The organism is Ahrensia sp. R2A130, assembly GCF_000179775.1.
Taxonomy (GTDB): Bacteria; Pseudomonadota; Alphaproteobacteria; order Rhizobiales; family Rhizobiaceae; genus Pseudahrensia.
The window spans coordinates 774,060-787,519 of the sequence record NZ_AEEB01000003.1 but is presented as its reverse complement, the minus strand read 5'-3'; the positions used below and the strand labels follow the sequence as shown (position 1 = coordinate 787,519).

The 13,460-nt window shown below is 55.5% G+C and carries 9 protein-coding genes; 3 read left to right on the top strand and 6 right to left on the bottom strand.

Annotation, left to right across the window (positions count from 1 at the left end; translation table 11 throughout):
- Positions 1–158 precede the first annotated feature (158 nt).
- Entirely contained in the window at positions 159–1,547 is a 1,389-nt protein-coding gene (locus R2A130_RS04565; RefSeq protein WP_009757593.1) for a Xaa-Pro peptidase family protein, read from the bottom strand.
- Positions 1,548–1,703: 156 nt separating this feature from the next.
- Between R2A130_RS04565 and R2A130_RS04560 the strand changes: the two genes are divergently transcribed.
- A complete protein-coding gene (locus R2A130_RS04560; protein ID WP_009757592.1) occupies positions 1,704–2,711 on the top strand; it encodes a fatty acid desaturase in 1,008 nt (335 codons plus the stop codon).
- Between the two features lie 26 nt (positions 2,712–2,737).
- Here R2A130_RS04560 and R2A130_RS04555 read toward each other — a convergent pair whose 3' ends face one another.
- The 3 genes from R2A130_RS04555 to R2A130_RS04545 form a co-directional block, all read right to left on the bottom strand.
- Positions 2,738–5,212 (bottom strand): FAD-dependent oxidoreductase, encoded by a 2,475-nt coding sequence (locus tag R2A130_RS04555; RefSeq protein ID WP_009757591.1) that lies wholly within the window; start codon positions 5,210–5,212, stop codon positions 2,738–2,740.
- Between the two features lie 139 nt (positions 5,213–5,351).
- On the bottom strand, positions 5,352–5,936 hold the full coding sequence (locus R2A130_RS04550) for a hypothetical protein (RefSeq protein WP_009757590.1): 585 nt from the start codon (positions 5,934–5,936) through the stop codon (positions 5,352–5,354).
- A gap of 67 nt (positions 5,937–6,003) precedes the next feature.
- A complete protein-coding gene (locus R2A130_RS04545) occupies positions 6,004–7,566 on the bottom strand; it encodes a trimethylamine methyltransferase family protein (protein WP_040304635.1) in 1,563 nt (520 codons plus the stop codon).
- A gap of 120 nt (positions 7,567–7,686) precedes the next feature.
- On the opposite strand from R2A130_RS04545, the gene R2A130_RS04540 reads away from it, so the two are divergent.
- Positions 7,687–8,832: an iron-containing alcohol dehydrogenase gene (locus R2A130_RS04540; protein WP_050786051.1), complete on the top strand. Its 1,146-nt coding sequence runs from the start codon at positions 7,687–7,689 to the stop codon at positions 8,830–8,832.
- Between the two features lie 5 nt (positions 8,833–8,837).
- On the opposite strand, the gene R2A130_RS04535 is transcribed toward R2A130_RS04540, so the two are convergent.
- Positions 8,838–10,046: a hypothetical protein gene (locus tag R2A130_RS04535; protein WP_009757587.1), complete on the bottom strand. Its 1,209-nt coding sequence runs from the start codon at positions 10,044–10,046 to the stop codon at positions 8,838–8,840.
- 89 nt (positions 10,047–10,135) lie between these two features.
- On the bottom strand, positions 10,136–10,438 hold the full coding sequence (locus tag R2A130_RS04530; protein WP_009757586.1) for a DUF3253 domain-containing protein: 303 nt from the start codon (positions 10,436–10,438) through the stop codon (positions 10,136–10,138).
- A 164-nt stretch (positions 10,439–10,602) separates the two neighbouring features.
- Between R2A130_RS04530 and R2A130_RS04525 the strand changes: the two genes are divergently transcribed.
- Entirely contained in the window at positions 10,603–13,416 is a 2,814-nt protein-coding gene (locus R2A130_RS04525) for an EAL domain-containing protein (protein ID WP_009757585.1), read from the top strand.
- Positions 13,417–13,460: the final 44 nt, after the last annotated feature.

The following is a 13,460-nucleotide window of genomic DNA, read 5'->3' as shown; positions in this document are numbered from 1 at the left end:
GGTCACCTTTAGAGGGAGCCGGCCGCGACGTCAGGAAACTGGCTTGACGCGGCGCCGCGCGGGCGGGAGGAAAACCGCGCGGCGAACTTCGGCGGGGGCCGGAGTTCAAGTCCACGGGCTTCGATGAAATAACTCCACAGCAGATTTATTGAAGCCCTTCAGGTGCTAGCTAAAAGACGCTTGTCCCAAGGGTAATTTGACAGCAACTCGTAGCCTGTCTCTGTAATGAGGCATTGGTCTTCCAGCTTCACGCCTTCATGGCCGCCGTGGCGACCGACATAGCTTTCCACGCAAACGCACATGCCGGGTTCCAACACGCCGTCGTAACCGTGGTGTTCGTGATCGACCGCATAGCGGATGGAGGGATATTCATCGCACAGGCCGACGCCGTGGAAGAGAACACCGTAGCGTGTCGGCATGCAGTCATCTGGCAATTGGGTCGCTGTCATCGATAGTTCGCGGAAGGACAAGCCTGGCCGCAGCATCGCGGTGTTGGCCTCCATCTGATCGATTGCGATTCGGTATAGTTCGCGCTGTTCCGCTGTTGGATCACCGTCGCCAGCGAGCCACGTGCGGGATATATCGCAGCAAAATCCGTAGGGTCCGATGAGGTCCGTATCAAAGGAAACGATGTCACCATCTTCGATGATGCGGGCGGACGATTCCTGAAACCAGGGGTTGGTTCTTGGGCCGGAAGCGAGCAGGCGGGTCTCGATCCACTCACCGCCGCGCCGAATATTTTCCGCGTGTAGAACGGCCCATAGATCGTTCTCGCTCATACCGGGCTTCAGCGCACGTTCCATCTCAGCCATCGCTGCTTCGCAGGACACAATTGCACGGCGCATGCAGATAACCTCATCGTGCGACTTGATCTTACGTGCCTCTTCCATGAGGTCTTCGCCGTAGATCACTTCGATGCCATTCTTCTCGAGACAAGGCACACCGTGGCTGTCCACCTGATCGAAAGCGCAGCGCATGTTGCCGCCGCCGTGTTCGCGCAAAATGGCTGCAATATCGTCAGCCCAGTTTTGGGCGAATTCCATGCAACGATTACCGCCCTCGAAATAGAACCACGCTGTGCAGCCGCGAACCTCGTCCACCATTCCTGTGTGGTCGGACAGATGTTCGCAGCTGTGGAATTCAAAAAGAATGACCGGACCATCGGTCGCAATGAATACGCAGCGCACCGGATTGTGTGCTGTCCAAAGCTGCATGTTGGTGCAATCCGTGGCGTATCGAATGTTCAGCGGATCATAGAGATGGATGCCGGCAAGATCGCGTTTGCGCAGTTCTGCACGGATACGGTCCAGTCGATAATGGCGCATGGCACCTAGATCAGGTGCAGCAAGGTTGGCGGTTTTCCATTCGGTTTCAGCAAGTTCGCCGTATCCGATGAGATGTTGATTCAGGCTTGCCGCCTTGGCGCGGGCATAAGCCTCCAGCTCCTCGAAGCCTGCATCCGTGCCGGGGTGCGTAGGAATAGCGAAGGGTTCGATCTTGCGTTTGTGGCGTCCGAACCCACTTATAGTACTCACGTGAACGTTCATTGCCTGCGCCCTCCTATACTGAGGCTGACATGAGGCTTCGGCCAACGACATGTCGAACCGCGTCAATTTGCGGAAGGGTGTGTCGTTTTCGTGTGCTAACGCTGGTTGAAGAGAGCGATTCGGTGGACAATGACCGAACGTCTAGGGGGAGTTTCTATGTTGGACGAAAAGCTTTGGAGTAAGAGGTTAGCGGCTTATAAATTGCCGCGTAACGGACGCGCGCTCTGGGAACTTACAGCCACGGTGGTGCCTTATGCCGCTGGCATTGTTACCATGTATTATGCGTTGCAAGTGAGCGTGCTGCTGACGCTGCTTTTGTCCATTCCGACAGGTGCGATGTTGGTGCGCCTGTTCACCATCCAACACGATTGCGGACACTACGCTTTCTTCACATCTAAGAAGGCGAATGACTGGGTTGGACGCCTTCTAGGTGTCTTCACCTATACGCCTTTCGACGACTGGCGCCGTGAACACGCCCTTCACCATGCAGGTTCCGGCAATTTGGACCGTCGTGGTTTTGGCGATATCGACACGCTTACAGTTCGCGAATATCGGGCGCTTTCGAAAGCTGGAAAGTGGAAATACTGGCTCTACCGCCATCCGGTAGTCTTGTTTGCCATAGGCCCGGCTTATCAATTCCTACTTCGCCAACGTTTGCCCACAAGCAAGACAGCCAATTCGATGCCTGTGTGGTCTGCAATGTCTACGAATGTCGGCATTGCGATTGTTTCCGGTCTGATGATCTGGGCGATGGGCTGGCAGGCATTTCTACTCATTCAAATTCCAACCGTTGTAGTTGGCGGTGCTCTCGGGATCTGGTTGTTTTACGTGCAGCACCAGTATGAAGAGACTCACTGGGACTTTGCAGAAGAATGGCAACGCGAAGAGGCGGCACTTCACGGTTCGTCTTTCTACGACTTGCCGAAGTGGCTCATGTGGTTGACCGGTAATATCGGTATCCATCACGTCCATCATATCTCGAGCCGGATACCATTTCACGCCTTGCCCAAAGTGCTGAAAGACTTTCCCGAGCTGCGCGACATAAACCGCCTCACGCTGTTGGACAGCATTAAGTGCATGCCGCTTGCGCTGTGGTGCGAAGAGCAGCGCAAGCTGATCAGCTTCCGTCAGGCACGTTTGCAGCTAGCGTTGGTTCGCGTCTAAAACACTCTACGAAGAGTTGCGGCGACTTACGAGAAGTCGCCGCGCATCCGCTTGCCCTCAGGGTCGAAGGGCGGTTGGTCCTGAAGCGTTGCTGAGCACATCTCTCCGATGATTTCCACATTCACGCCTTGGGCCCGTACGGTTTCAAGATGTTCTGTGGGTATGTAGCCTTGCGCCAGTGATTGGCTGACATGGTGCCCGTAGCCGCCAGAGGTTATCCAGCCGATCACTTCGTCGCCCAAGAAAATGGGTTCGTCGCCGATGCAGTCTGCATCGCTTGCCCCTGTGACGTTGAGGCAAATGCGGGTGAGTGGTGGCTTCTCCGAATGGGCGAAGACCCCGTCGCGGCCGATGAAATCGTTCTTCTTCTTTGAAACGAACCGATCAAGACCCGCCTCGAACGGTGTGTAGATCGGACGGAATTCGCGGAACCATGTGCCGAAATGTTTCTCCAGCCGCATGGCGAGCAAGGCGCGCATACCGAAAGGCTTGATGCTGAGGTCCTCACCTGCATCCATAATGCCGGTATAGAGGCGACGCAGATATTCCGGCTTCACCCAGATCTCGTAACCCAAATCACCCGTGTATGAGATGCGATTCACGAAAGCGGGCACGCTGGCGATCACGGTTTCGCGGTAGTCCATGAATTTAAAAGCATCGTGGGAGACGTCTTCATCCGTTAGCTTCGCAAAGACTTTCTGCGCGTTTGGTCCGGCAATCGACAGGCCCGTGAGTTCGAGGTTGAGATTGCGAATGGAGACCGATCCGTCATCAGGCAGATGCTGTTCAAACCAGCGCATGTGATAGATTTGCGCCTGACTTGATCCCCACATCTGGAAGCGTTCGTTGCCGACGTTGGGGCCGAAGCTATCCACACCCGCGCAAGCTATGGTGAAGTCGCCGTTGATCTTGCCGTCGTGGGTGACCATCGATGTAAGGGCAAGGCGCCCTTCCTTTGGAATGAAGTTTGTCATGACATGGCCCAACCACGCCCGAGCGCCGGGGCCTGTTACTTCGTATTTTGCGAAGTTGGAAATATCGGTGACGCCGACATTCTCGCGGCAGTTTTTCACTTCCGCTTTTACATGTTCGAAGTCGTTGGAACGGTGGAATGAGAATTCGTCCTCCGCATTTACGCCATCAGGTGCGAACCAGAGCGGCGTTTCCAGTCCCCAGCTGTCGCCCATCACAGCACCGTTGGCGAGGTGAATATCATAGAGCGGCGTCGTTTGATGCGGGCGCGCAGCGGGCAGTTCCTCATTGGGAAAACGGATGCGGAAGCGGCGGGAATAGTTCTCGCGCACCTTCGCATTCGTATAATCGCGGGTGACGTGCGGGCCGAAGCGGGCGACATCCATGCCCCATATATCGTAGCCGGGGTCGCCATCGACCATCCAGTTGGCGAGGGCGAGACCAACGCCGCCACCCTGCGAAAAGCCTGCCATAACTGCGCAAGCCGACCAATAATTCGGCACGCCGCGCACAGGGCCAATCAATGGATTGCCATCAGGTGCGAATGTGAAAGGGCCGTTGACGATGCGGCGGATGCCCGCTTTTTCGAAGGCAGGAAAATGCTTGAAGCCGATTTCAAGCGAAGGGCCGATGCGGTCCAGGTCTGGCTCCAAGAGTTCCTGTGCAAAGTCCCACGGAGTGTCTTTTGGAGACCATGGTGTTGCACGCTTTTCATAGGTTCCGAGCAACATGCCATCGCGTTCCTGACGCAGGTAAATCTCGCCTGAGAAGTCGATTGCGTGGATGACTTCCTTGCCGGTGGAGGCGTTGATTTCTGCCACTTCGGGCATCGCTTCCGTCAACAGATAATGGTGTTCCATGGCCAGTACCGGCAGTTCAACGCCGACCATGCGGCCCACTTCGCGTGCCCATAGGCCACCAGCGTTGACCACGTGGTCAGCAGTCATTGTGCCTTTGTTGGTGACGACATTCCACACGCCCTTGGCTGCGTCCCAATCGAGGCTTTCTACCTTGCATTGCAGCTCAATTTCAGCGCCTCCGATCTTGGCGGACTTCGCGTAGGCGTTGGTGGTGCCGTAAGGGTCGAGATGGCCTTCGACCGCATCCCACATAGCGCCGACGAAGTATTTTTCCTCCAATAGAGGCAGCAACTCCTTAGCCTCTGCGGTGGAAATCATCTCGGTTTCCATGCCGAGATATTTGCCGCGCGCGTGGCTCATTTTTAGCCATTCGAGACGTTCCGGCGTGTCTGCCAGCGCGACGCCACCCGTCAGGTGCAGGCCGCAGGTTTCTCCCGAAATTTCCTCAAGTTCTTTGTAGAGGCCGATTGTGTAGTCCTGCAGCTTGGCAACGTTCGGATCGCCATTCAGTGCGTGGAAACCGCCCGCCGCATGCCATGTTGACCCGCAAGTAAGCTGGTCGCGCTCCAGCAAGACAACATCCTTCCAGCCTGCTTTCGTGAGGTGAAACAGCACGGAGCAGCCAACAACACCGCCTCCGATAACGACCGCTTGCGCGTGGGATTTCATGGTCTGGCCCTTTCAGGACTTACGGATAGCTTATGTTGGTAAGAGGTTGACGCGTTGAGAGAATGCGGGCGATGCGCGAATGCGCCACGAAAGGTCATGAAGCGTTGAAACTGCGACATGTGCATCTCTAGAAACATTTCTATTGATGCTGCTTGTTGCCGAAAGCCAACTGTCCGGCCATCGTCGCCAAGAATGCACAAGCGAACAATTCAATGCCTTCTTCCAGCAACGGGCTTCCGGAACGTTCGGCAACTTCCGAAAACAGGGCTAGTAGCGCAAGCAACGGGAAAGGCCACCAGACAAGTGAACGGATGATGGTTGCTTTTTCTGCCCAAAGCTGAGGCAAGAACCGCAGCCCCCAGAAGATGAGCGCTGCCAGCACGATTGCTGTGACCAGAAATTTTGTCGGTTCGCCCACGCACCAGCCATCGGATACCGCCTGACAATTTGGCGTTTCGCGGACGAATAGTGCGAAGCTCATGGCGAGTGTGGCGAGAGCCATTGAGGCCACTATCGGATGCAGCAGGCGAGACAATGCAACGAGAGTTAGAACAACCGCCACTGATAGAAGGAACTGTTGTTCCGCTTCAAAGCCACGGTTTTCGACGAACAGGTTGTCCGGGCTGATGATGTAGGTGCCAATAGCCAATACAACGGCGATCACCAGTGCAATGATGCAAAGGCGGGCAGGAGGTAGGCAGGCGCGCAGTTCTTCTACGGTCATGGAACCTGTGGTTCTTCAAGCGAATAAGCTTGCCACACCGATACGATAATTCGCGCGCTTTGCACCATCAGAAATCGGTTGGCGCACCACCTTCTTCCTTACGTCTTTCGACGAAGGCCTCCAGCTCTTCGCGAATGGCCTCATCTAATGGTGGGGCTTCAAACTCTTCGATGATCTGCTTGTAGATTTTATTGGCACGTTCCGGTGTGCGAACTGAACCGCGTTCTTCGAAGTTTTCGTAGTTGTTCCAGTCGGAGAGAAACGGGGAGTAAAACGCGGTCTCGTAGCGATCTTGAGTGTGTTGGACGCCGAAGAAATGGCCGTTGGGACCAACCTCTTTGATGGTGTCTATGGCCAGTGTGTCATCATCCACGACCATCGGCTTCAGGTAGGATTGAAACTGTTGGAGCACTTCGCAATCCATGATGAATTTTTCAAACGAGGCGCAAAGACCGCCTTCTAGCCAACCGGCAGCGTGATAGACCACGTTGGTGCCTGACGTGACGGCCGCCCACATGGAATTCATATATTCCCATGTCGCTTGAGCGTCCGGCACGTTAGCAGCGCAAACACCGGATGAGCGCATAGGCAGGCCATAGAAGCGGGCCATTTGACCCGTAATTTGTGTAGCGCGAACATAGTCCGGCGTGCCGAAAGCAGGCGCACCTGTCTTCATATCCACATTGGATGTGAAGGTTCCGATAGCCGCAGGACAACCGGGTCGGATGCACTGCATCAAGACGATTGCGGCCAATCCTTCTGCAAGCGATTGGGTGACTGCGCCCACCATTGTGACCGGCGCCATGGCTCCTGCCAGCGTAAATGGCGTCACGATTGTCGGCTGCCCACGCCGTGCCAAACGCATCAAACCGTCCAGCATTGGAATGTCATGTTTAAGCGGGGAGGTGGAGTTGATGTTGGTGTACATGCGCGGTGTCGCGTCAAATTCCTCATGGCTCAGGCCGCCGGCGATGCGCGTCATCTCCATCACGTCTTCCACGCGCTCTTTGCCCAAGGAATAGGCGTGTACGGCTTTGTCGGTGATGGTGAGCTTGTCGTAGAGGCAGTCGAGGTGTCGCACAGATGGATGCAGGTCCATCGGTTCGACAGGGTAACCACCGGCAAAATGGATGCAGTTGAAATACTGCGTCAGCTTCAGGAAATTTCGGTAATCCTCACGCGTGCCGGTCCTGCGTCCATTGTCGATGTCGGAGCAATTTGGCGGACTGGAAACGTTGCCGAACAGAATGTGTTTGTCACCAATTGTGATGGTGCGGTCCGGGTTCCGCGGGGTAACCGTGAAGTGGTTCGGGGCGAGGGTGATTTTTTCCATTACCATGTCGCGGTCCATGCGAACGTTTTCGCCGGTCACCGTTGCGCCATGGGCTTTGAGAATATCGGCGGCTTCCTTGTTCAGGAATTCGATGCCGATTTCTTCGAGAATGCGCATCGCGCCATCGTGGATTTTTGCAACGCCCTCTGCATCCACAGGCTCTATCGGAGCGTCGCGCATGATGGGAATATCCCACGGCATCTGCCTTATGGCTGGGCCGCCGCGTCGCACATTGCCGCGTCTTCCGCCACCTCGGCCGGCTCGCGTTCGCTGTTCTGCTTCGACTGGTTCGGCCACGACTTAATCCTCCCGATTTCGTCGGACGGAAGCTTGTCTGCGATGATTCAATCCGGCAAGCGGTTTTGTAGCACTTTAGAGATTTTCGATGCGAAGCATCATTCAAGGGGAACCGAACCCATGACCGCATTCAACCTATCCCGTCAGCCAGCACAGGTTCTGGCCGCTGGTAGCCGCCATCAGACGGGCACTTTGATTTCCGAGACCTTTGGCGCTGGACGCAGGGTTCTGCTGGTGGCGGACCCTGTGATGGCCGAGCTTGGTCATCTGGGTGAGCTGCGGGAAGTCATTGAGAAGGCCGGTCATGATGTGGTGACGTTTTCTGATCTGGCGAGCGATCCGAAGGAGGCGTTTGTTGACGCTGCTGTTGAGTTGGGGCGTGCTGAGAATTGTGATTGTGTAGTGGGTCTTGGCGGCGGATCTGCGTTGGACACGGCAAAAGTGGTCGCCGTGCTGCTGCCATCGGGAGACGGAGCCGCAAATTACCGTTTGGCCGTTAAGCCTTTGCCTTGGCGCACTGTGCCGTTGGTGACTTTGCCCACAACTGCTGGCACGGGGAGCGAAACAACGGGCACGTCGATCATCTCGCAGCCTGACGGTGTGAAGAACTGGTTTTGGGGTCCGCCATTAATTCCGGATATGGCAATTATGGACCCCGAACTTACGGTTGGCTTGCCACCGTTCTGGACCTTCTACACCGGTATGGATGCGCTGGTTCATGCCATCGAATCCCGCACAAACCGCTACCGCTATGCGCCAAACAATGCGGTTGCTGAACGGGCTATCAGCCACGGTATTTCCTCACTTGAAGAAGCGGTAAAGGATGGCTCATCCATCACCGCTCGTTCGGGGATGATGGCTGCTGCGGCCCATGGTGGCACCGCGATTGGTAACACCGGTTGTGCGGTCGCGCACAATATCGGCCATGCAATGGGTTCCCTTGCAGGCGTGCCGCACGGACGAGCGGTTTCCATTGCGTTGGTGCAGACCATGGAATGGGCTGCGCAGGGTGCGCCGGACGGCTACGATGCGGTGGCTCACATCATGGGCGGCGAGGGGGCAGGTCATGTCCATGACAATCTTCATGCTTTGGCTGAGCGATGTGGCTACGGCCTCAGCCTAGATGCTGATGAACGAGAGAAGCTGGATGAAGAAGCCTTGGCGCGCGCCATGGTTGAGCCCGCCAATATCGATATGTTGACCGCCACCGCCCGCGACGCAGAAGATGGCGATGTTGAAATTCTAGCTGCGATGGCGCTTCGTTAGACCTCTTAGCAGCGGCCTAGACGCTCGCGTCCAATGCGGTTGCCTAAGCGATCAAAGGTCCAGCGATAACGGTCGTTCTTGAAGCAACCTTCGACTTGAGCCTGAAGCTTTTCCGCACCGCGGTCTTCAAGGTTGGTCAGTACATCCAACACTGTTTCGGAGGTGCATTTGCCGCTGGCTTGCTGGCGAACTGTGTCACCGTAGCTGTCGATGCGAAGCCCAACCTTTTCTACGCCGCGACATGCGCTCACACGCCAGCCGTCTCGCACTTGTTCCATGTTCAGGTTGGAGTAGCCGTCACGCTGAAGTTTCGCGATGAGATCATCTTTAGACATCGCAGAAGCGCAACGACCGACACGCTGCCGATTGCCGATCTCGCCATAACGGTTGATCGAGACTTCGACCAACCTGTCTCTGCTGCATGCTTCAGCAAGATACGGCGCACGACGGCGTTGCAGCACGCGAATGCGATCGAAACCGGCTCGCGTTAGAATGTCCGGGATGTCACTTGCTTTGATATCTGTTTGACATGCGCCGACGCGTTGCTGGTCGCGCAAGCGGCCAAAACGTCCGACCGAAACCTCCATGCGATCATTTCCGCGACAGGCGAGGGCGGTATAGGGTGGTCTGCGTGTTTGGGTTACTTCAACCCGGTCAAACCCGTTCTGCTCCAATACTTCGACGAGACGCCCCGGATCAAACTGCCGTTCGCATGGTCCGATGCGCCGTTCCGAACGAACTTGTCCACGCCGGTTTACAGCCACGCGAACGCGGTCGTCGCCGTTGCAGGCTTCAGCCGTAATTCGTGGAGGCTGGGCGTCAGTTACGACAATACGTCTATAGCCTTGCCGTTCGAGCGCAGCTTGCACACGAGCTGATACGTTGCGTCCATTCTGCGGCTTAGGTTTTGCGACCGGGCGTGAGCCTAGATCGCAGTTTCCGAGCGGTGTCGTGCTTGTGATGCGACCTAGGATAGAAACCTTCACCAGAAATTTGCTGTCGCCCCGGCATGCGTGGGTGCGTACGATTGTAAGACCGCGAGTAACGACCTTTCCCTCACGAAAACCGCCAGCTTCCAACACCCGCAAAATCGTGGCGTCATCGTTCGACAGATTGATCGACTGAGCCGTTGCTGGCGCGGTGCCTGCAAATATTGCTGCCAATGAACTCAGTGCAAATGCGGCACTTGGGAGAGCTTTTGTGGGAAATTTCATGCTTCTACGCCCGATCAATGCGATTCTCGACAAGAACTGTGTGCCGTAGCGCCTCGTTTCGCAACTCGAAGGTTAGTTGGCGCTGTCAGCTAGCTGTTGGAAGAAGGCAGAGTGATCCGGTAAACGCCTTTGAAGTCTTGGGGGTCGACCGGCTTGCCCTTGCGTCTGATTTCGATTTCACCAGCCAACGCCATGGCTACGGCTTGGGCGCGGATCGGCTTCATATGCTGCCGCCACACCTTTTCGTCCTTGCCACCAATAGCGCGCGCGACCTCGGACGGGCAGAGCGATTTAGATGCGCCCCGCTCTCTCGCAAGTTGCATGATTTTTTGGTGTAGATCCGGATCGGGTGCGTCAGACACCTCTTCAATGTCGTTTTCATTCTCGCTCATGGCTTCTTCCCAATTGGCCAGCCGTCATGCTTCGCCTTAACTGCGAGTAACACAGCGTAGGCTTGGTGCCACTGCCAACATGGTAAACGAAACGTTGTGGTAAGCATTTTGCCCCATCATGCTTGTTGGAATCTTTCCATTTTTGGATCGACGAGGAAATTTGCATGGCCGCTTGGAAGCGCAATCATTTTTTGTCGTTGCTTGGTGTGTTGGCGATAGCTCTTGTGTGCTCGGCGCTTCAGGGACGTGAGCCACTGCGGCATGTGCAGTCACAGCTGACTGATATGCGTTCCGGTGCGGTTGAACGACCGGCAACCGGCGATCTGCTGTTTCTCGCAATCGATAAGGAAAGCGTTGATCTGATCGGTCAATGGCCATGGCCACGCAGAATTCATGCAACGATTATCGACAAGCTTCTGGCTGCCGGTGTGCGTGATATTGCGTTCGATATTGATTTCTCGGCGCGTTCCCAAATTGAAGACGACCGACTGCTTGCCGACGCCTTGGCCCGTGCCGATGGTATGGTCATTCTGGCAGCATTCCAGCAGGCAGAAAGTATTGCTGCTGGTGCTCGTATTGCCACGAATCGGCCCATTGACGTTCTGCTCAGCCATGCATGGCCTGCCTCGGTCAACGTCATGGCCGACAAGAGCGGTATCGTGCGCTCTGTTCCGATATTGCAGATCGCTGATGGCGAAATGCTTCCGAGCCTTCCCGCTCTGCTGGCCGGTGCTGCGTTGGAGGAGGGGCCGCCGGTTTGGATCGACTACTCTATCGCGCCGTCATCCATTCCAGTTCATTCCGTAGCTGACCTTCTCAATGATGCCATTCCAGCCGGCGCACTTTTGGAAAAGAAGGTGCTGGTTGGCGCATCTTCTGTAGAACTGCGTGATACGCTGACCGTTCCCGTTCACGGGCTTTTGCCGGGAACTCTCGTTCAGGCATTAGCGACGGAAACGTTGATGCAGGACCGTTCGTTGGCTTTCACAGATGCCATCTGGGTGGTGTTGTTGGCACTGACGCTTTGTCTCCTACTTTTTATAGTCAGCCAAAGACGCTCTGTACCGACACAGATGTTGCTGACCTTGATCGTTATCGGCGGGCTGGAGCTGGTCGCTACGTGGCTGCAGATGCGCTACGCGCTTATTCTCGTCACGGCCCCTATCCATTTGGCGCTCATTTTAACCGGCGCAGGCTTTATTGCGATAGCGCTTTACCGCAGCAGGATTTTGATCGCGCGTTCCGGTATCGAGTCGCGAGACCTGCGCCAAATCTTGCGGCAAGTTGTGACGGACAATTTCGACGCTGTGCTGGTTTGCGATCCGAAAGGGCGCGTTATTTTTCAATCAAGCGCTGTCCAAACCGTCTTTGGCAACCATGTTGGTGACGTCAAAAGAGACAACCTCAATGCAGCCGAGCTTTTGCCGGAACCGATTGTTTCAGAAATGCTTCAGCTCGTTGGTTTCATAAGTGATCCGACTGATGAGCTGCCGGAGCCTTTGCGGAAGACGCGGGTCGTAGATGTTGTCGACGAACAGCGGCATGTCGAATACGTTATCACCCCCTCACAGCTAGGTGTGGAAAGCGTGGCCGAGTTGCGACACCGGAATTCTTCGCGCCATCTCATGGATAACTCTTTTGTTTGCCTTGTCGCGCGTGATGTCACGGCTGATCAACTTCATTTGGAAGAGGTTCAACGCAACGCACGGTTTGACCGTTTAACAGGCGCGATGAATCGCGCGTGGTTCGTTGAATGTCTTGATGCCGCGATGACAAATGAGGCCAACAACACAGTTATTTTCACTTTCGAGTTGCATGGAATGCGTGCGGTGAACGGCACATTTGGAATGGACTTTGGCGACCGTATTCTGGTCGACATGATGTTGCGTCTGGAGCGTTTTGCGCCAACCGGTGTGTCGGTTGCCCGGTTGGAGGGGGATACGTTTTCGGTTCTTCTTGATGTAGCCCATGATGAGCCTGCTGCTCGGGAACTGGCGCTTGATCTCAAGCACGTGCTCGAGGAGCCTTACCAGACAGGTAAAACGAAAGCTTTCATTCGCAGCACCATGGTGATGGCAACCTCTTGGCAGGGGCACAACAGCGGCGAAGATTATGTTCGTGCCGGTGAGTTGGCGCTTGCCTTTGCTCACGAGAATCCGGGTCCAGCAGTGACGGTTTATGCCGAACAGGTTGGCTCTAAAATTCAGCGGATGCTGAAAATTGAACGGGCACTTTGGGATGCCTTGGAAAACGATGAATTTCATCTGGTTTATCAACCGCAGGTACGGTTGAGCGACGAGCGTGTTATCGGAGCAGAGGCTTTGGTGCGCTGGCAGAGCGAGACGCTTGGTCCGGTCTATCCTGATGAATTTATCACAGTTGCAGAGCGCACGGGTTCGATACAGGCGCTTGGGGCTTTTGTGCTAGATCAAGCCTGTCGTGAAGCCTTGAACTGGCCGGAAGACACGAAAGTGTCGGTTAACGCTTCTGCCGCTCAACTGGCGGTTGGCGACTATGTCGGTGTCGTCGAGCGCACACTGAAATCAACGGGCCTCCCGGCCTCACGTCTGACCATTGAACTGACGGAATCTATGTTGGTTGCTGATGCCGGTGCAGCACTGGCGCAGATGCGACGTTTGAAGGCGATGGGCGTATCTATTGCGCTGGACGATTTTGGTACGGGCTATTCGTCTCTTCAATATCTGTCGAAACTTCCAGTCGACACCATCAAGATCGACCGCGCTTTCGTGCTTGATCTGGAGCGTAACGAAAAAGCGTGGTCGATCATCGACTCCATGCTGACGTTGGCCAAGGGCATGGGAATTGCCACCTGCTGCGAAGGTATTGAGACCTCAGAACACAGCGATAAAATGCGCGATGCGGGCTGCACCACGGCGCAGGGCTACTTATTTGGTAAGCCGCTATCTGTTGATCAGTTTCGCGCGAAACTGAGCCAGCGACAGGAATTGGCCGCCTGATTTTTGGCGAGTTGCGCCCAAACTCTTTTAGCTTTCTTGAAACA